Source organism: Exiguobacterium sp. S3, from assembly GCF_018617295.1.
Classification (GTDB): Bacteria; Bacillota; Bacilli; order Exiguobacteriales; family Exiguobacteriaceae; genus Exiguobacterium; species Exiguobacterium profundum.
Window position 1 is genome coordinate 514,583 of the sequence record NZ_JACSJW010000001.1, and the last position, 20,211, is coordinate 534,793.

Sequence of the window (20,211 nt, forward strand, 5' to 3'; positions counted from 1 at the left end):
CCATTATTTTTGAGTTGTTTTGAACCAATCATCAATCTGTTTCACAACATTGGCTACCGCTCTGACATCTGTGAATGACGGAAGTTCCACAAATAGCGCTTGTTTTGGCCGTGTGACGCCTTCTCCTACTTTTTGAAGGAGCAATAAGCTTTTCGCGTAACGTTCGTCTTTAAACATCGTCGTCGGAAGTTGAATGACCCCTTTCACAACAGCCTCACGGTCCATCCATTGTTTTAATTTCCCTTCGTCATCCTGTTCAAACAAATTGTTCGGGATGACAAATAATCCATGCCCACCTGGTTTCGTATGGCGAATCGCCTGTTCCATCAAGAGGAAATGCGAATAGGCATGTCCTTGTTCTCGTTTCATGTCGTATCCGGCTGCCACTTCATCATTTGGATAATATCCGATTGGCAAGTCAGCAACGGAAAGGTCGCTCGGTTCAACAAACAGAGGAGCAAGGGCGTCTTGATGGAAGTAGGATACTGGTTCTCCTAACAAGTTACTAATGGAATAGGAAAGACGAAGCAACAGTTCATCCACTTCGACCGCTTGCGCTGTCGCATCTTTTAACTGAGAGAGAACGGCGTGCGTCAACGTACCTGTCCCACTACCTAAATCTAGAATCGTCGCGTTTTCCTTAAGTAGCTTCGAAGCTAGATAACCCATAAATAGGCTGACCGCATCCGGTGTCGGTTGATTGTTCGGGGGGAGTTGTGTCGTTTCTTCCAAGACGAGTAAACTCACTGCTTTACGGACATCGTCCATCTTCTCTTTTTCAATGTCAACATGGTCAAATACTTGGACGAGTGCCTCGATCGGTAATACATCCAGGTCGTTGACCAGTTTCTTTGCTTCCTTCTTCCAATCACGATAGAGTTGTTCAAAACGTTCCATTTTCGTTCATCCTTTCCATACAAAACCGGCCCCCATGAGAGGACCGGTCGGTTCACGTACTAGTGTAAGCTATTTTAATCAATTTCGCCAAACGAATCAATTCGCTTGTTCGAACGCCTCAAGTGCCGCCGCGAAATCAACTTCATCTGTCATTTCATCCATATATTGTACATATTGGACGACGCCATTCGAACCGACGACGAATACAGAACGCGCAAGAAGACGCATTTCTTCAATTAAAACACCATATGCTTTTGCGAACGAAAGATCGCGGTGGTCCGAGAGGGTGACTACGTTATCTAAACCAGATGCAGAACACCAACGGCGCTGTGCGAACGGCAAATCGTTCGATACAGTCAAGACTGTACCACCGAGTGATGAGGCCTTTTCGTTGAACTCACGCGTTTGTGCATCACATACGCCTGTATCGATTGAAGGAATGACACTGATTAGTTTTTTCCCCGGATAGGTTGCTAACGTCACTTCTTCTAAAGCAGTCGTCAAGACGCGGAAATCAGGAGCTTGATCTCCTACCTTCACTGGATTTCCTTGTAATGTTACGTTGTTCCCTTTAAATGTTGGCATGTACTCATCCCCTTTGTTGTAGTTACTCGTTCATCATATCGATGAACTTGAGCCTTTGACAAACTTCCTGCTTTTGACTCTGTTTCAGTTTTCCCTATATCGGTAGGAAGAAACACGTTATAATAAAGAGGACACCATTGACAAAGGGGATGACTCAGATGAGAAACAACGTCTATTTGTACCATCGTAACGTCAACGAATTCACAAAAGAAGTGAAGAAACTGAGAGAAATCGGGGAAAAACACGGGTTCAACATCGTAAATCAACCGGAGGACGCGAACATCATCGCTGCAGTCGGCGGGGACGGGGCATTTTTACAGGCGGTTCGCTACACAGGCTTTCGTCAAGACGCCATCTACGTTGGCTTCGGTCGTGGATTGAACGAGTTTTATTGTGATTTCGACATACATAAACTCGATGAAGTCGACCGCCTCTTCTCGGACAACTCGATGCGAATCGAAGAAGGTCTCGAAGTCCGGAAGTATCCACTTCTTTCAGCATCGATCAACGAATCGACACCGCTCCTCTGTTTAAATGAGGCTTCGATTAAATCAAGTATTATCAAATCACTCGCCATCGAGGTCTATATCGACGATCTACATTTCGAAACATTCCGTGGGGACGGAATGGTTGTATCGACGCCGACGGGATCGACTGCCTATAACAAATCTCTCAGCGGTGCGGTCGTCGACCCACTCATCCCATGTATGCAAGTCAGTGAGATCGCTTCGGTCAACAACAATCGCTATCGCACACTCGGCTCATCCTTTATCGTTCATGATTCGCGTAAGTTGTCACTCCGCATCGTCGAAGACGGCAACGACTACCCGATTATTGGGATGGATAACGAGGCGCTCAGCTTGAAGTACACAGACCGAATCGATATCGAACTCTCGGACCAGGTCATCAAGACTGTCAAGCTTCGGACCAACTCGTTCTGGCATAAAGTACAACGTTCATTCTTCTGATGTAAAAAAAGAGTTGCTTCATCCCTTTCGGATGAAGCAACTCTTTTTTTACAGCGTGGCTTTTTCTGCTTCGTACACTGGTTGCCCTTCGACGACAGTCATGACAAGACGGTTGTGCAGGATGTCTTTCCCACTCAATTTAAAGAAATCTTCATCCCATACTGTGAAGTTGGCATTGTAGCTTTGAACCAACAGCCCGTTTCTTCCGTGCGTCCCTGTAGCAACATGAGGCGAATACGTGAAACTGCGAAGAGCTTCATACATCGAAAGACGTTCACTCGGATTTAGCGTGCTCGACCCGTGAAACGATTGTCGCATCACCGCTCCAAACAATCCCTTTCGAACGTCAACAGATGAAATCGGCGCGTCACTTCCTCCTAACACCAATGCCCCTGTATCGAGTAAAGACTTGAATCGATAGACATCATGCACACGCTCATTGCCCAACCGCTCGAACAGCATGTCCATGTCATCCGATAAAAATACCGGCTGTGCATCAATCAAAACAGGCAATGATTTGATTCGGTTGATCAATGAGTCATTCAATAATGAGGCATGGATAATTCGATCTCGTGTCCCTTTTCTGGCAGGGTACTTCTCAAGCAGGCCGACAAATTGCTCGACCGCCGCATCACCGATCACATGCGCTGCCACATTCATACCGTATGTTCGTGCTTTTTTCACGAGTGCCTCGAGATGATCTGGTCGATGTACTTCAATTCCTCGTTGACTCCGATCATCCGCATACGGTGCAGATAACAGAGCGGTGCGTCCACCAAACGAACCGTCGACAAAGAGTTTCATCGCACCGAAGTCAAACCGCTTCCGACGCGTCATCGCATCTTGCTGGATGACACGATCCACCACCTGTTCGTGGACGAGAAGGTGTGCTTGAAACGGAAGTTCGTCCAGTACATCTTCGTACGCTTGAATCGTTTCGAGCGGATCTCCATGATAGAACAAGTCTTCCGTATGGGCACCAACGATTCCATGTGCGAATAATGAATCGATTGCCCGGCGAAGAGAAGCGGCATTTTTCTTACGATTCCCACTCAATTCTTTATATAAGAGATCTAGTGCAGCATCATATAGGACGCCATTCAATTTGCCTTCTTCACCTCGCCCAAGTTTTCCACCTTCGATCACCGTATGGTGGATCAATCCAAGTCGTTCAAGTCCTTTCGAGTTCACGACGGCTACGTGACGACAGACACGCTTCAACACGACAGGACGGTCGTCAATCACTTCATCAATCATCTCGCGTGTCGGCATGTCACCGAGCAGACGATCATCAAACCCTTCTGCGACGATCCAATCGTCGTCCGACCCTCGTTGCTTCATCGTTTCAAGTAATTCTCGAAGATCCGTCGCTTCACTCGCATCGACACGGTCGAGCGCTTCGCCGTATCCGACAAGGTGAATATGTGAATCGGTAAAGGCCGGATACACACTCTTTCCTTCCAAATTCACAATCTCCTCGATGCGACCCGCATATGTACGTCGGAGATGTCCCTCGTCCCCCATCTTCAAGACGCGTCCATGCTCAATAAACATGGCACGTTCCATCTCACCTGGTTTATTCAATGTGTAGATGTTCCCGTTGACCCATAGTGTACCCATCTGACGATTCCTCCTTGATTGAAAAAAGATTGACGTCTACGTTTTTCCCGTTTCCGTCAATCTTCATGCATCGTTTATTTTTTTAGCAATTCCTGCTGTTCTAACCCTTTATCCACACGTTGACGAATTTCATTGGCTCCGTTCTCATCGAATCGACCGAGCACCCGCTCACCGATTTCGACCGCAGTGCCATACTCTCCATGCAAGAACTTGTTTTCCGCAAGCGTCAAGGCGATATGGACCTCGTTGTCACGGCGACGGAAGCGGTTTGCATATTGGAGCAACTGTTCCGCATACGTCACTTGACGAATCAGTGCATGGACACGGTCACGGAAGTTATCCATCATCTCTTCGACATCATGGCTAAGCCCGACGATATACGTCATGTTGAACGGTGCCTTGTCAAACTGTTCGTCTAACGACTGGACACCTTTTTGGAGCTGACGTAAGTCGTTTGACAAATCATTCGGAACAACCGGCATCGCACTTTTCGCTAACAGGCGACGATGCCCAGACAATTCTTTTTTCCACGTTTCTAACTTGTGACGGACCTCAAGCTCTTCTTTACGTAATGAATTCGTATCCTCAATGAAACGCTCATGCATGGCACTGAATTGGTCAAGTGACCGTTTCGCTTCCTGCACTTTGGATTTGATCATACTAAACGGTAACATTTGCGCGACGAGAGCTTGTTCAATATCAAGTACATTCGCCGTGAGAGTCGTTCGTTCACGTTCTAATTGTTCGAATTCTTCTCCGACGCGTGCATTGATTTCATAGTTGCTTACAAGTCGAGACATTTCCGTCTGTAAGTGATTCATGATTTCGGCAGATTGCAATTCGCGCTCTTGTATCGTCGCAAATTCTTTTTTCACGTATTGGCGGGCATCGACCTCTGTTCGGAATGCTTCGAATAATTGATCGATATCCGAGCTCAACTGTTGCATGTCCTCTTCAAAATGATCAAATTCCAAGCGTTCGATTCGAGCCATCAACTCTTCTCGACGATCTTCCGCTTGATCGATTTCTTCCATTAATCCAAGTGGTTCAAGCGCATACCCGTCCATTTGCATTTCTTTATGTCCAGCCCGGAGTTGTTGAAGTTGTTGTTTCAGTTCCACTTGAACCGTACGTACAAATTGCGGAATGATCCGAATCAGTTCACGGATGTGTCCTACTTGATTCGATAAGGCTTGTCCGGTTTCAAATGCTTCAGAAACTTGACCGACCTGCTTTAAGTTGATCATCTCACTGCGTTTCGCCTCGGCAGCGGCAATCTCTTGTTCCACCAATGCATAGGTTGGTCCGAACGCATGGTTTTGTGAATTCAATGTCTTGCGGAACTGATACAACTCTTTCTCATCCTGCTTCACAATGTCCATAAGCGAGGTGTGATGCGTCGTAAATTCATCCATCTCATCGAGCATGGCGTGTACCATCGTCTCGAGCTCTTCAATGAGTTGTTCAGTTGCATTCAAGTCAGCTTTGACTTTCATGAAACGATATTTATCCAAGTCTTCCTCAGCCCGGTATAACGCTTCATCGATTTGACCTGCATGTACACTGACTAACTCATCCCAAGATTGATGCCAACGATCAAACTTTTCTTTTGTTTCCCCTTCCATCGGCCACTGTTTGAATTTCTGGAGTTCGACGGGTATGCTCGCACTGAGCACACTTTGTTTCCTCATATCCAAGTCGTCAATTTTTTGGTAAAAATTCCTTCGAATGAGCATACTCCCCAACATGCCGCCTAATACGACGACGATGATTCCAATGATTAATCCATAAATTCCGTAATCCATCTTTTTCACAACCTCCAAGCCGCTTTCGTGGACTTATGTACCTTTATATTAAAAAAAAGAAGTATTTTATAAGAATAGATATACCTAATCATATTATAGAACCAACGATTTGCATAGGTTTTCCAATGGTTTCAGTGGAGATTGTTCATTTTTTCGGAACTTTCTAACAAGACAAATCTTAAATTTGCGTGTACCATAATGCTAAATTCTAAAAACACGAAAGATGGAGGGGAATTTATATGTTCCAAACGACATCGTACTCAGGTGATTTGACAGCCGGTTACGAACTATTAAACAAGCAACTCGCCGCATTATTAGAGGGCGAAACAAATACAGTGGCCAACCTTGCCAACGCCAGCGCTTTACTCAACCAATTTTTAGATCGGATCAACTGGGTCGGATTCTACGTGACTGATTCTGAAGACAGTCTAATCTTAGGACCATTCCAGGGACTCCCGGCTTGCGTTCACATCGCGTTCGGTAAAGGGGTTTGTGGAACTGCGGCAGCTACACAAGAAACACAGCTCGTGGCCGATGTTCATCAATTCCCTGGTCATATCGCATGTGATGCGGCTTCGAATTCTGAAATCGTCGTCCCTCTCGTACGTGACGGGAAAACAATCGGCGTGCTCGATATCGACAGCCCGGAGTTCGACCGTTTCTCAGAAATCGACCGTCAAGGACTCGAACGTTTTTGCGAAACACTTCTTCGCTATATTTGATTGACAAGAGATGGTATTCATCGTATACTCATCTTTGTGCATGAAATGACGATAGCAGTCACAGACAAACGTATCCACCTTTCGGGCCTCGACTTTTGTCGGAGGGGCATCTCGTAGCTTCGCTATCAAGTGAAGGTGCTTGCACCTAGAAAGGGGCGTTACTCGTCTTTGACACCGTTGTTCTTTTGTGCAAAATACATGAACAACAAGGAGGAGTCCAATCATGGCTCGTTACACAGGTCCAGCTTGGAAACTCTCGCGTCGCTTAGGCATCTCGCTTAGCGAAACGGGTAAAGAATTAGCAAAACGTCCTTACGCACCAGGTCAACACGGAAATGGTCGTAAGAAAATCTCAGAATACGGTCTTCAGCTTCAAGCGAAGCAAGCACTTCGTCACATGTACGGAGTGAACGAGAAGCAATTCCGCCGCATCTTCAACGATGCTGGTAAAATGCCAGGCATCCACGGTGAGAACTTCATGTTCTTGCTCGAATCACGCCTCGACAACCTCGTTTACCGTTTCGGCCTCGCTCGCACACGTCGTGGAGCACGCCAACTCGTCAACCACGGTCACATCACTGTTGATGGATCACGCGTTGACATCGCGTCTTACCGCGTAAAACCAGGTCAAGTTATCGCTGTTCGTGAAAAGTCGAAAAACGTAAAAGCAATCGCTGAAGCACTTGAAGTAGCACCAGCTACAAAAGACTTCGTATCGTTTGACGCTGAGAAACTCGAAGGTACATTCGTACGTCTCCCAGAACGCGCTGAACTCAACGACCAAATCAAAGAGCAACTCATCGTCGAGTACTACTCACGTTAATGCTTTTTATCCCCTTCTTCACGAAGGGGATTTTTTTATTTCTTCAAAATTTCTTGCCGAATGCGTCCCATTTGCGTATCGAGGGCATCCGCCATGAGTGACGCTTCAATCAGCTCTTCTTTCGATGATTCTGGCACGGCATGTTGATATTTGTACTGAAGCTTATGTTCCGTTGCCGCCCAAAAGTCCATGGCGAGTGTCCGAATCTGAATCTCCGCAGGCACCCAGATGATTCGTTCTGCCAAGTAGACTTTCGTTTTCACGATGAGATGTAAACTCCGATACCCGCTCGGTTTTGGATGTTTGATGTAATCTTTGATTTCGATGATATCTAAATCATCTCGCGCCTCTAGATGACGCAAGATTTCATAAATATCGTCGCGGAAGCTTGTAACAATCCGAATGCCCGCCACATCGTGCACATGTTCCCAAAGCGCCGAAACTTCCAAAGGCAAGTCTTTCCGTTTCATCTTGCGCACGATGGACGGCAATGTCTTCATTCTCGTCTTCACATGTTCAATCGGTGAATACCCGAGTCTCGTCTGCCAGTCCAAGTCGATGATCCCGAGATCGCTCTCAAGTTCCGTGATCGCCATTTCATAATAACGAAAGTGTTCGCGCCATTGATGGAACTGCTCACCGAAAAATTCTTCTATCTCCATCGTCATCCCTCCTATCTTCCCATTTTAGCAAATCCGAACCGCACGTCATGTATAAAAAAAGTCCATTCCTCAACAAATGAGGAACGGACATCGTGATTATATGTGACGAATCACAAAGTATTTCTTCTTACCACGGCGAATGATGGTGAATTCACCGAGCGTGTCTTCGCGCGTAATCATTTTATCGAGCGCTTGTTCACGTTCGCCGTTCAAGTAAATCGCTCCGTTCGTCACATCTTCACGTGCCTGACGTTTCGATGGTGAGATCTTCGCTTCGACGAGGAGGTCGACAAGGTTGCGTTCACCGTCAAGTTCGAATTGCGGCATGCCTTTAAACGCATCTTCCATATCTTCCGGTTGAAGCGACGTCAAATCTCCGCTAAAGAACGCTTTCGTGATGCGCTCCGCTTGTTCAAGTCCTGCTTCACCGTGGACAAGCTTTGTCATCTCTTCTGCGAGTCGGCGCTGTGCCACGCGCTTTTCAGGCGCTTCTGTCACTTCGGCTGCAAGTGCCTCAATCTCTTCATGCGACATGAACGTGAAGTATTTGATGAACTTGATGACATCTGCATCGTCGACGTTGATCCAGAACTGGTAGAACTCATATGGCGACGTCTTATCCGCATCTAACCAAACTGCACCGCCCGCTGTCTTCCCGAACTTTTGTCCGTCCGACTTTGTGACGAGTGGCACGGTGAGACCGAACGCTTTTTCAGAGTGACCAAAGCGACGAATCAATTCAAGACCTGCCGTGATGTTCCCCCATTGATCACTTCCACCGACTTGAAGACGACATTTCTCTGTCTCGTATAGTTTCAAGAAGTCGTAAGATTGGAGCAACATGTAAGAGAACTCTGTATACGAGATCCCGTTCTCCATACGTGAATCGACAGAGTCTTTCGCAAGCATGTAACTGATTGGGAAGTGCTTCCCAATGTCGCGCAGGAAGTCGATGATTGACATCTCTTCCGTCCATTCGTAGTTGTTGCGAATCGTGATCGGGTTCTCCCCTTCAAGTGGAAGGAATCGGCTCAACTGATCCTTGATGCGATCGGAGAAGAGCTTGACCGTATCCAACGTGTTTAGTGAACGTTCATCCGAACGACCAGACGGGTCACCAATCATCCCTGTCGCCCCACCGACGAGCGCGATGACCTGATGGCCGGCCTGCTGGAAACGTTTTAGCGTCAAGATCGGGAGCAAGTGCCCGATGTGAAGCGAGTCCGCTGTCGGATCAAATCCCGTGTATAACGTCGTCGGTTGTTTCAGTTGTTCTTTCAATCCTTCTTCATCTGTCATTTGGTTGACAAGCCCTCGAAACTCTAAGTCTTTTAATAGTTCCATCTGTTCCACTCCTTCAATTGACATAAAAAAACGTCCCTTCTCATATGAGAAGGGACGGAGATTCCGCGGTACCACCCTACTTGTCGCAATTTGCGACCGCTTGAGCGAGAGATAACGGTCTCGAACCGGCCCAAAGGCACGCTCTAAAAGTGTAATTCATCGATTGACATTGGCTAGTTCACAGCAACCACTAGCTTTCTGGACAAGAGGTCCGTCGACTACTTCGCTTTCTTCACAGCGTCATCTTATTGTTGACTATGCTATTCATTTTATAAGCATCGTTTTCAACTTGTCAACTCTTACAATGAAACTTGCACGAGACTTCGGTTTCGAGGTAAGGTGTAGGTTGAATTGTGCTATAATCGAATATATTACTGTCTAAAATAGTTTTACACCATATTTAAGGAGGCTGTCATGCTGCAGAAGATTCGAGACTTATGGAATAATCCGACGTCATTGAAAGTACGTCGTTATGCCAATGTTATGTATGATGTGTCGTGGAACGTCCTACTCCTGACCATCATTTCTGTTGTACTCATCGGGTTTTTAGGTGCTGGAATTGGTGTCGGATATTTCGCGTCACTCGTCAAAGATATGCCGACCCCGGCCTACAAGACAATGACTGCGCAAATCAATACGTATACATCGACTTCCAATATTTACTTCGGAAGCGGGGAGCGCATCGGGAACTATACGACCGATGAGGTACGAATCCCGATTCCAGTAGAAAAAGTTTCTCCATACGTTGTCGATGCACTACTTGCGACGGAAGATGTCGAATTCTATGAGCACGATGGCGTCGTTCCAAAAGCGACGTTACGCGCTATTTTACAAGAAGCAACAGGATCTGAAGATCGCACGGGTGGTTCAACGTTGACGCAACAATTGATTAAAAACCAAATGTTGACGAACGAAGTATCTTTCGAACGGAAAGCAAAAGAAATATTACTCGCCCTTCGTCTAGAGAAGGCGATGGACAAAGATGAAATTTTAAACGCCTATCTGAACGTTGTCTCATTCGGACGTAACTCGATGGGACGTAACATTTCAGGGATTGAGGCCGCCGCTCGCGGTGTGTTCAATACTTCGGCAGAGAAATTGACACTTCCACAAGCCGCTTTCCTTGCCGGTATCCCAAAAAACCCATTCTTCTACACACCTTACTATCAAGGTGGCGTCATCAAAGAGGACGTATCGGGTGCGGTTAACCGAATGAAAACGGTATTGAACCGCATGTACGTTGCAGGAAAGATCACGAAAGAAGAATATGATGCCGCTTATAACTACGACATCACACAAGACTTCATGCAGACTCAGACGAAGCCTCGCGACAAATATCCGTACGTGGTAGACGAAGCAGAACTTCAAGCACGCCAAATCGTAACGGATTATCTATTGGAGCAAGATGGGATTGAAATCAATGAGTTGAGCTCGGAGGAACAGGACTCTGTCCGTTCGACTTATGCGAAGCGTGCTCATAACATGTTGCGTCAAGGTGGGTTCAACATCCGTTTGACATTGGATAAAGAAATTCACGAAGCGATGCAACAACCGGCTAAAAACGCTGGCAACTTCGGACCGAATCAAACGATTGAAGATGAGAACCGCACACTTCCTGAACAAACCTCTTCTGTCATGATTGAGAATAAGACCGGGAAAGTACTCGGATTCGTCGGAGGTCGCTACATCAATGGCAAGACCGACGATTTGAACCGTGCTTTCTGGGCAGAACGTCAAATCGGATCGACTGCAAAACCGATTCTTGTCTATTCAAATGCGATTGAAGCTGGCATGATTACACCTGCCACTCAAATCATTGACGAGGAGTATTTCTATAAGTTTACTGGTCCCGGACAACCGAAGAAACAAGTTCAAAACGAAGGGAAAACGTATCGCGGTGCTGTCACAGTACGCGATGCGCTCAAGCTCTCCTTGAACGTTCCGGCTGTTAAGATTTATGAAGAACGTAACCAAAAACCTGCTGATACGCAGAAATTAGTCGACATGGGAATTCCGGTATCTGAAGGAAACCGTTATGCTTCAGCGATGGCACTCGGTACCGGGGAAGTCAAGCCTATCGATTTGGCCGCCTCTTATGCGATGCTAGCAAATTACGGTGAACACGTGGAGCCGCACTTCATCCAAGAAATCGAATATCAAGGTGAAGTCATTTACGAAGCGAAGCCGAAGAAAACGCGTATTTTCACAGAACGTACCTCTTATCTCGTGGTGGATATGCTCCGCGACGTCTACACGTCAGGTACTGCGACATATGCACAATCATTGCTCAGCGTTCCTGGCGATTGGATGGGTAAAACCGGTACAACGAACGATCAACGTGATTCGTACTTGGTCGGGTCGAACCCGAACGTTACACTCGCTGTCTGGTCAGGTTATGATTCACAACGCCTCTCAATGCTAGATGGTTGGGATTATGGACGTTACTATCAACGGACACAGCGCATCTGGTCGCAAACGATGAATCGTGTCTATGCGGATGACCCAGAAGCTCTAGGCGTCAGCGCCCGCTTCTCACAACCTTCAACCGTCACTTCGAAAGACTTCCAAGACTCAGGTTCATTCTCTGAGAAGAAGAAAGTAGAAGAGAAAGAAAAAGAAGAGGAAGAGAAGAAGAAAGAAGAAGAGGCCAAGAAAGAGGCCGAAGAAGCAAAGAAAGAAGCTGAGGAGAAGAAACAAGAGGCTGCTGCCGATGCTGCCGCTAAGAAAAAAGCTGAAGAAGAAGCTAAACAAAAAGCAGACGCCGAAGCAAAGAAAAAAGCTGAGGAAGACGCGAAGAAGAAAGCTGAAGAAGAGGCTAAACAAGAAGCCGAACAACAAGCTGAAGAAGAAGCCGATGCTGATGCTAACGGTGAATAAACAAAGGGTCGACACACGATGTGTCGACCCTTTGTTTATCTTAATCTTCCATCGTCGAGAGGTCACCTGTTTCAAGATTCAATTCCCAAGCCTTCAAGACGCGACGCATGATCTTCCCGCTTCGCGTTTTCGGCAACTTGTCCTTGAATTCGATTTCACGTGGTGCCGCATGCGCAGCCAATCCTTCTTTGACGAACTGCTGGATTTCTTGCTTTAACTCATCAGACGGTTCATAACCTTTACGTAGCGCAATGAACGCTTTGATGATTTCACCTCGGACCGGGTCCGGTTTTCCGATGACACCCGCTTCAGCCACAGCCGGATGTTCCACGAGTCGACTTTCCACTTCAAACGGTCCGACCCGTTCTCCTGCTGTCATGATGACGTCGTCGACCCGACCTTGGAACCAGAAATAGCCGTCTTCGTCCATATAAGCAGAATCACCTGACACATACCAATCTCCCCAGAAGTAACTCTCATACTTCGCATCGTTCTTCCAAATCTTCCGCATCATCGACGGCCAAGGCGTCTTGAGTGCCAAGTTCCCCATTCGGTGTGGTGGAAGTGGTTGACCCCGGTCATCCAAAATAGCCGCTTCGCAACCTGGGATCGGTTTCCCCATTGAGCCCGGTTTGATGTCCATCGTCGGATAGTTACAAATCATCATCGCACCGGTTTCTGTCATCCACCACGTATCATGGATTCGAAGATCAAATGCTTCGTGTCCCCAACGAATGACTTCTGGATTTAGCGGCTCACCGACGGATAAAATATGACGAAGTGAAGACAAATCATACTTCTCAAACGCTTCGTCGCCAGCGCCCATGAGCATGCGGAACGCCGTCGGGGCACTATACCAAACTGTCACGCCAAACCGTTCAATGACCGAATACCAAAATTCAGGATTGAAGCGTCCACCAACGATGACGTTTGTCGCACCATTTAAGAAAGGCGCAAAAATACCGTAGCTCGTCCCCGTCACCCATCCAGGGTCAGCCGTGCACCAGTAAATATCATCCGGTTGAAGATCGAGTACCCATTTGCCGGTCATCATATGTTGAATCATCGCATTATGGACGTGGAGAACCCCTTTTGGTTTTCCTGTTGAGCCCGATGTATAGTGTAAAATCAGACCGTCTTCACGGTCGACCCACGTCAATTCGAGATCTGTCGTCGCATCGTTCGCCAGTTTACGATAATCGAGCACCTTTTCCGACTCTTCGACATCGTCCCCAACGAGTAGAATTGTCTCTAAATGAGGCAACTGATCGACCGGAATGCGCGGCAACAGTTCTTTCGTCGTCACAATCACTTTCGCTTCCGAGTCGAGCAAACGGTCGTGAACCGCCTGTTCCATGAACGCCTCAAACAATGGACCGACGATGGCCCCTCGTTTGATTGCACCGAGCAAAATAAAATAAAGTTCTGGCTGACGTGGCATAAAGATAAAGACGCGGTCGCCTTTCTCCACACCAATCGACTTCAGAACATTACCAGAACGATTACTTTCTTTCTTCATATCCGCATACGTGTACCGCTCTTCTCGATCCCCATCGAAATAAAGCAGTGCCACTTTTGTCGCCAATTCACTTTCCGCATGGCGATCGATGGCTTCATATGCCAAATTGACTTTCCCCGTCAAATTCCATGAAAACAATGCTTCTGCTTGTGTCCATTCAAACGACTGACAAGCCTCTTCATACGACGCTAATTGATGTTCCCCTGTTAACGCTTTCAATTTTTCCATCGCTAAAGATTCGCCTCCCCTGTAAAGATTGGTATAACCACTTTCAGTATAGTGTTAAAATTATGACAAATCAATGAATTTCCAATTTCATCAAAACAGGATGATTCCAGCTTGATGAAAGCGCTATAATAAGAGATGGAAAAGGTGGTGACCCTATGGAAAAACAATATCATTCAAAAGTGTGGCAGACCTCACAAGGTGACGTCACGATTGATGGTCCGGTGGCGCCTGACGTGTTACAGACGTATCGTCTTGATGAAGGATTGACAGCTTTTCGTGAACCGGAAGATCAGCACGAAGCACTCGTCGATATTGCTGGGTTAAAAGAAGGAAGAATCATCGTCGCCAGGCAAGACGATCTCGTGATTGGATACGTGACTTTCCTCTATCCTGACCCGTATGAGCGTTGGAGTGAAGGAAACGACCCATACATCCTTGAACTCGGGGCAATCGAGGTGAGTCCTCGCTTCCGTGGTCAACGAATCGGGAAACAATTACTCGAAGTATCGATGATGGACCCACATATGGATGACTTTTTGATTTTGACGACCGAATATTATTGGCACTGGGATTTGAAAGGTAGTGGACTCTCGATTTGGGATTATCGAAAAGTCATGGAGAAGATGATGAATCACGGTGGACTTGTTTTCTTCCCGACAGACGATCCTGAGATTGCCTCCCATCCTGCCAACTGTTTGATGGCTCGTATCGGAAAAAACGTACGACAAGAATCAATCGACCATTTTGATTCACTTCGTCTTCGCCGACGATTTATGTACGACTAAGGAGGGATTTCATGTTAATCGAACAGATGATGAATCGACATGTCGTGACGATTCAACCGACCAATACGATTGCCCATGCCGCAAAATTAATGCGTGAACATCGTGTCCGACATTTGATTGTGACAAATCCCGCTCGACAAGTCGTCGGGATTGTCGGCCAATTCGAGCTGAGTGGTGCGACGAGCGTCTTTCATCCCGAAAGTGAAAACGCAGACTTTCAAAACCCTGTATCGAGCATCATGCGATCCGAGGTACCGACAGCGCATCCATTCGATTTCTTTGAAGATGCAGCTGCGTTATTTTACGAAAACCGGCTAACCTGTCTCCCCATCGTCGAACAAGGGAAACTCGTCGGTGTATTGACAGAGACCGATTTATTACGTTACTTCGTGCAATTGACAGGCGCACTCGAACCGAGTTCGCAAATTGAAATTCTCGTCGAAAATACGACCGGCACACTCGAAAAAGTGACCCGACTCCTCGCCAAAACAAACGTCAATATCATCAACGTCTTCGTTCATCCGACGAGCGATCCGTATAAACGTATCATCTCTTTCCGCGTCCAGACGATGAACCCGCTCCGAATCATCGAACGGTTGAAACGTGAAGGGTATGATGTCCTCGGTCCGGAGATGTCACGATGAGACCGATTTACATATTTGGCGAAGACGAGACGTCTTATCGCTTTCATGAGGATCACCCGTTCAATCCGTTACGACTGGAATTGACGACATCCCTTCTGATTGCAGCCGGAAAACTCTCCAAATCGGAATGTGTGTCTCCTCCACTCGCTTCGGTTGAAGCGTTAGCGCTCGTTCATGACTTTGACTACATCGAAGCCGTACAAGCTGCGGCGGCAGGAGAACTTTCTACGCTGAAAGCGAATAAATTTGGTCTCGGTACGGAAGACACTCCCATCTTTCCGACGATACACGAGGGAGCCGCACGGCTTGTCGGTGGGACGATTCATGCGCTCGATCTAGTTGCGAGCGGCAAAGCAGAGCGAGCCTTCCATGTTGGGGGCGGTCTACATCATGGAATGCGGCGCAAAGCATCAGGATTTTGCGTCTATAACGATGCGGCCGTCGCCATCGCACATGTGAGAAAACAATACGGGTCGCGCGTTCTCTATGTAGATACGGATGCGCATCATGGGGACGGGGTCCAATGGCTCTTCTATGACGATGATGATGTGATGACTTTATCCATACACGAGACAGGTCGCTATCTCTTCCCGGGTACCGGAATGGTGACAGAGCGAGGGAATGGGAAAGGATACGGCTATAGTTGGAACGTACCAGTCGATGCGTTCACCCAAGATGACTCATTTTTGACTTGCTATGAGACCGTTTTACGTGAAGCGTGCGAATGGTTCAAACCTGATATCATCCTGACTCAGAATGGTGCGGATGCCCATGTCTTTGATCCACTCACCCATCTCGCATCAACGATACGGACGTTCGAACAGATTCCCCAAATCGCTTCACGTATGGCAGACGAGTATACCGATGGTCGTCTCGTCGCACTTGGTGGCGGCGGCTATGACTGGTATCGAGCCGTTCCTCGCGCCTGGGCACAAGTGTGGGCCGGTCTGACGAGAGAGACACCCTATGCCGGAGATATCCCGACCGAGTGGATTGAGCAATGGTCCGATGTCGCTGGTCAACCGTTACCCACTCGGTGGGACGACTCTCTTTACGCGTTTGATCATATCCCGCGGCGTCAACAAATTGAAGAAAAGAATTGGGAAGTCACGAAGCGTGCATTTTGGCCGTTCATCTCGAATGATCGAAAATCGATTTATTTATAAATAAAGCTGCCCGTTCATCTCAAAAATGGATGAACGGGCAGCTTTTCTTTTAGTCCTGACGAAGCGAGTCACGGCGTTCGATTCGGTGAGGAAGCACGACGTTTTTCTCTTCGATTTCTTCCGCGTTCAAAATCTTAGTCAAGAGACGCATCGCGACGGCTCCGATATCGTACATCGGTTGAACGACCGTCGTCAACTTCGGACGAATCATCGTCGCGAGGCGCGTGTTATCGTGACCGACGACTTCGAAATCGTTTGGAACAGAGTAACCTGCATCTTGAATCGCATGGATGACCCCAAGTGCCATTTCATCCGTCCCTGCGAAGATGGCTTTCGGACAATCGTCACGTTGCAACATTTTTTGCATCGCCTCGAGACCAGACGCATACGTATAATTTCCGAGAATCATATCGTTCTCATGGAAAGGAAGACCTGCATCTTCAAGAGCACGGCGGTAACCGGCAAATTTCTTCTCGCCATTGATTTGTTGCTCGAGTGGTCCAGTGATGAATCCAACACGGTCATGTCCGTGGTTGATCAACATCTGAGTCGCGTCATACGCCGCTTGCTCATAATCGATATTGACAGCCGGGAGATCATATCCTTGGTTCAATGTCGCTGCGAGAACGATTGGAACTGGTGATTTTTTGAACTCTTCCACGAGATCTTCATGCAAACGTCCACCCATGAAGATGATACCGTCCACTTGTTTACCTAATAGCGTATTGAGTAAATGGACTTCCTTGTCACGACTCGAATCTGAGTTACCAAGGATGATGTTGTATTTATACATCGTCGCCACATCTTCGATACCTCGCGCCAAGTCGGCAAAGAAGATATTCGAGATATCCGGTACGATGACACCGACCGTTGTCGTTTTCTTGCTTGCTAGTCCACGTGCGACGGCGTTCGGACGATAACCAAGACGGTCAATCGCATCCTGTACCTTCTTGCGTGTTGTCGGTTTGACGTTCGGGTTTCCGTTGACGACACGAGAGACGGTCGCCATCGACACCCCGGCTTCTCGTGCCACATCATAGATTGTTACGTTGTTACTATTCATAAACTACTCCTCCTACAAGTCCTGATTTTCAAAAAGTTTTCATAAAACGTCTTAAAAAAGGAAGACAGGTATCTGTCATCCATTTACCCTGTCTTCATGCGATATAAAACGTTTCCATTTGGAAAGCTTACTTTTTCACCAAATCAAGTTGGGGAAACTGGACCGTGAGTCCTTCCACAAATTGATCGAATTGATCGAAGTCCAATTGTTGTTGCGCGTCCGAGAGGGCGATCGCCGGATTCGGGTGCACTTCTACCATCACACCGTCAGCTCCGATTGCAAGGGCCGCTTTTGCAGCTGGCAACAATAAATCACGCCGACCGGTCGAATGCGTGACGTCTACCATAACAGGCAGATGCGTCTCTTGCTTCAAAATCGGCACAGCGGTAATGTCCAACGTATTGCGTGTCGCACGTTCATACGTTCGAATTCCCCGCTCGCACAAGATGACTTGGCTGTTCCCGCTCGCCATAATGTACTCTGCCGCATAAATGAACTCTTCGATTGTAGCGGATAATCCGCGCTTCAACAAGACCGGTTTGTCTGTCTTCCCAACTTCTTTTAACAAATCGAAGTTCTGCATGTTGCGAGCTCCGACTTGAATGATGTCAACATACGGTAACGCCGATTCCACTGCGCCAGGAGTCATGATTTCTGTGATGACTCGTAGGTCATGTCGGTCAGCTGCCGTCTTTAACAGTTTCAATCCCTCAAAACCTAAGCCTTGAAAATCGTAAGGTGACGTACGCGGTTTATAAGCACCGCCTCGCATGATTTTAACACCAGACAATGCAAGCTTTTCTGCGACCGCATTCACTTGTTCGAAAGACTCTACGGCACATGGTCCTGCAATCAATTGTGGACGGCCGTTTCCGATCGTCACATCTTTCATATGGACCAACGTGTCTTCCGGTTGACGTTTACGCGAAACGAGAAGCGTTTTATCTCGATCTTCTCCTTGTAATTCAGCAGACGCTTTAAAGACTTCTTTAAAGATATGTTGAAGACGTGACGTTTCAAACGGCCCTTGGTTTGATGCGGCAATAAAATCAAGCATCTCTCGCTCTCGGACCGGATCATAACGTTCGACACCTTGAAGACGTTTAATTTTTCCAATTTCGACGGCAAGTGTACCGCGCCGACTAAGCAAGTCGAGCATTTCATGGTTCAATTCATCCATTTCTCGACGTAATCGATTCAATTGATCTTGTGGACTCATAGTTTCCCTCTCATTCCTAAGCCGTTCTTTCCAGATTCCTAATTATATCGAACTTTGTGCGCTTTGTCATAAGGAAACCTTCTACGACACAAAATCACCAAAAAAGGACCGAATCCATTCGGTCCTTACGAATTACTCATTTTTTTTTAAGTCTTTCTTTAAATCTTCTAGTTCTTCTTTCGATTCCTCGTCGAGCAACTCATTGACAGGTGCTTCGAGCGAATCGTCAGACTCTGAATCCGATGCGTTCGATGGCTTTTCTTCTTCAGCCGCGCGGTCCATCTGTTCCTTCACTTCCGATTCTGCTTCCGCAACGAGTTGATCTGCTTTTTCCATCGCCTCTTCAATCGAAAGCTCATCTTCATCGATTTGTTGCTTCAATTCTGCAGCTTCGCGTGCCTTATCTTTTACGATATTGAGGACAGGTGCCGCCTTATCGCTCGCCACTTTAATCCATTCCCCTACGACCGGTTCTGCTTTCTCACGCATCTCTTTCGATTTGACAGTCAGGCGTTCTCGCGATGTTGACGTCTTCTCATCAAGGTACGTCCGTACTTCACGTCCGTTTTTCGGAGACGTCAATAACGCGACTGCCGCTCCAACAATCCCTCCGAGAATGACACCCGTCAAAAATCCGCTACTTGATTGATTCTGTTCTGTTGATTGCTTTTGGTCTGTCATGTGTGAGTTCCTCCCCGAGATTAACTTATTTGATCGTATCATCCGTTTGAATCAAATCAGGTGATACAGGTGTTTCTGCTTTCTTCTCGCGTCGTGTGCGACGACGTGGACGTTCTTTTGTAGTAGAAGATTCAGGTTTGTTCTTCTTGAACAATTCGACCGCAACCGATCCCCATCGGACGGCTTGCGCAATCTGTTCTTTGTTTTCGTCCGCTGCCGAATGGACAGAAGTCGAGACGGTACGAACAGACTCGGTTACCTCGTTCAATGATGTCCCTAGCTCATCAAGCGCATGAGCGACAGGTGCGAGCAATTCTGTTTTTTCTTCGACGTTGTCTACGAGACGGTTCGTCTTATGTAAGAGCGCCGTCACTTCCATCGTGATTCCATCGAGCTGGCGTTCTAAATTTTCGGTCGTATTGGCGACGCTTTCGAGTGTACGATTTACATTCGACAAGACACGCGCCAAGAAGATGACGAGTACGACAAACGCGAGCGCCGCAATTAGCCCAGCGATGCCTCCTAATGTGATCTCCATTCAATCCATTCCTCCTATTCAATCGTTTCTTGTTTCATTATAGCACCATTATGACTGAAAAGATT

18 protein-coding genes and 1 other annotated feature are annotated in these 20,211 nt (G+C 47.2%); of the genes, 7 read left to right on the forward strand and 11 right to left on the reverse strand.

Going from position 1 to position 20,211, the window contains the following annotated elements:
• Positions 1-3 precede the first annotated feature (3 nt).
• Both KNO65_RS02730 and tpx read right to left on the reverse strand, forming a co-directional pair.
• Entirely contained in the window at positions 4-897 is an 894-nt protein-coding gene (locus tag KNO65_RS02730) for a class I SAM-dependent methyltransferase (RefSeq protein WP_074036496.1), read from the reverse strand.
• Between the two features lie 96 nt (positions 898-993).
• Positions 994-1,482, reverse strand: coding sequence for a thiol peroxidase (gene tpx, locus KNO65_RS02735; protein ID WP_214781569.1), 489 nt, complete (start codon positions 1,480-1,482; stop codon positions 994-996).
• A gap of 149 nt (positions 1,483-1,631) precedes the next feature.
• Between tpx and KNO65_RS02740 the strand changes: the two genes are divergently transcribed.
• On the forward strand, positions 1,632-2,450 hold the full coding sequence (locus KNO65_RS02740) for an NAD kinase (protein WP_214691264.1): 819 nt from the start codon (positions 1,632-1,634) through the stop codon (positions 2,448-2,450).
• A 48-nt stretch (positions 2,451-2,498) separates the two neighbouring features.
• Here KNO65_RS02740 and KNO65_RS02745 read toward each other — a convergent pair whose 3' ends face one another.
• Together KNO65_RS02745 and ezrA are read right to left on the reverse strand one after the other, a co-directional pair.
• A complete protein-coding gene (locus tag KNO65_RS02745) occupies positions 2,499-4,070 on the reverse strand; it encodes an amidohydrolase (RefSeq protein WP_214781571.1) in 1,572 nt (523 codons plus the stop codon).
• Between the two features lie 74 nt (positions 4,071-4,144).
• A complete protein-coding gene (ezrA, locus tag KNO65_RS02750) occupies positions 4,145-5,875 on the reverse strand; it encodes a septation ring formation regulator EzrA (RefSeq protein WP_031423123.1) in 1,731 nt (576 codons plus the stop codon).
• A gap of 239 nt (positions 5,876-6,114) precedes the next feature.
• On the opposite strand from ezrA, the gene KNO65_RS02755 reads away from it, so the two are divergent.
• Both KNO65_RS02755 and rpsD read left to right on the forward strand, forming a co-directional pair.
• Positions 6,115-6,597, forward strand: coding sequence for a GAF domain-containing protein (locus tag KNO65_RS02755; RefSeq protein WP_012726740.1), 483 nt, complete (start codon positions 6,115-6,117; stop codon positions 6,595-6,597).
• A 223-nt stretch (positions 6,598-6,820) separates the two neighbouring features.
• Positions 6,821-7,420 (forward strand): 30S ribosomal protein S4, encoded by a 600-nt coding sequence (rpsD, locus tag KNO65_RS02760; RefSeq protein ID WP_031423120.1) that lies wholly within the window; start codon positions 6,821-6,823, stop codon positions 7,418-7,420.
• Positions 7,421-7,455: 35 nt separating this feature from the next.
• On the opposite strand, the gene KNO65_RS02765 is transcribed toward rpsD, so the two are convergent.
• Complete coding sequence (locus KNO65_RS02765) at positions 7,456-8,082, reverse strand: GTP pyrophosphokinase (protein WP_159562542.1); 627 nt, start codon at positions 8,080-8,082, stop codon at positions 7,456-7,458.
• A 96-nt stretch (positions 8,083-8,178) separates the two neighbouring features.
• Positions 8,179-9,426, reverse strand: a complete 1,248-nt coding sequence (tyrS, locus tag KNO65_RS02770; RefSeq protein WP_214781574.1) for a tyrosine--tRNA ligase — start codon at positions 9,424-9,426, stop codon at positions 8,179-8,181.
• A 47-nt stretch (positions 9,427-9,473) separates the two neighbouring features.
• Positions 9,474-9,671: a binding site (T-box leader), on the reverse strand.
• A 169-nt stretch (positions 9,672-9,840) separates the two neighbouring features.
• Between tyrS and KNO65_RS02775 the strand changes: the two genes are divergently transcribed.
• A complete protein-coding gene (locus KNO65_RS02775; protein WP_214781576.1) occupies positions 9,841-12,303 on the forward strand; it encodes a transglycosylase domain-containing protein in 2,463 nt (820 codons plus the stop codon).
• A 40-nt stretch (positions 12,304-12,343) separates the two neighbouring features.
• Here KNO65_RS02775 and acsA read toward each other — a convergent pair whose 3' ends face one another.
• Positions 12,344-14,050: an acetate--CoA ligase gene (gene acsA / locus KNO65_RS02780; protein ID WP_074036486.1), complete on the reverse strand. Its 1,707-nt coding sequence runs from the start codon at positions 14,048-14,050 to the stop codon at positions 12,344-12,346.
• Between the two features lie 155 nt (positions 14,051-14,205).
• Here acsA and KNO65_RS02785 point away from each other — a divergent pair, with 155 nt between their 5' ends.
• Genes KNO65_RS02785 through KNO65_RS02795 form a run of 3 tightly spaced genes read left to right on the forward strand, consistent with a single transcriptional unit; the run spans position 14,206 to position 16,645 of the window.
• Positions 14,206-14,835, forward strand: coding sequence for a GNAT family N-acetyltransferase (locus KNO65_RS02785; RefSeq protein WP_214693289.1), 630 nt, complete (start codon positions 14,206-14,208; stop codon positions 14,833-14,835).
• 11 nt (positions 14,836-14,846) lie between these two features.
• Positions 14,847-15,479, forward strand: coding sequence for an acetoin utilization AcuB family protein (locus KNO65_RS02790; RefSeq protein ID WP_214781578.1), 633 nt, complete (start codon positions 14,847-14,849; stop codon positions 15,477-15,479).
• Positions 15,476-16,645, forward strand: a complete 1,170-nt coding sequence (locus KNO65_RS02795; RefSeq protein ID WP_074036482.1) for an acetoin utilization protein AcuC — start codon at positions 15,476-15,478, stop codon at positions 16,643-16,645. The genes KNO65_RS02790 and KNO65_RS02795 overlap by 4 nt, the downstream gene beginning before the upstream one ends.
• A gap of 49 nt (positions 16,646-16,694) precedes the next feature.
• On the opposite strand, the gene ccpA is transcribed toward KNO65_RS02795, so the two are convergent.
• The 4 genes from ccpA to KNO65_RS02815 all read right to left on the reverse strand — a co-directional run bounded on the left by ccpA (position 16,695) and on the right by KNO65_RS02815 (position 20,146).
• Positions 16,695-17,708, reverse strand: a complete 1,014-nt coding sequence (gene ccpA, locus KNO65_RS02800; RefSeq protein WP_074036481.1) for a catabolite control protein A — start codon at positions 17,706-17,708, stop codon at positions 16,695-16,697.
• 127 nt (positions 17,709-17,835) lie between these two features.
• A complete protein-coding gene (locus KNO65_RS02805; RefSeq protein WP_074036479.1) occupies positions 17,836-18,927 on the reverse strand; it encodes a bifunctional 3-deoxy-7-phosphoheptulonate synthase/chorismate mutase in 1,092 nt (363 codons plus the stop codon).
• Between the two features lie 132 nt (positions 18,928-19,059).
• Positions 19,060-19,608, reverse strand: a complete 549-nt coding sequence (locus KNO65_RS02810) for a YtxH domain-containing protein (RefSeq protein WP_159562547.1) — start codon at positions 19,606-19,608, stop codon at positions 19,060-19,062.
• A 25-nt stretch (positions 19,609-19,633) separates the two neighbouring features.
• The gene (locus KNO65_RS02815) at positions 19,634-20,146 is read right to left on the reverse strand and encodes a DUF948 domain-containing protein (protein ID WP_214781580.1); all 513 of its coding nucleotides are present in this window, start codon (positions 20,144-20,146) and stop codon (positions 19,634-19,636) included.
• Between the last annotated feature and the right edge of the window lie 65 nt (positions 20,147-20,211).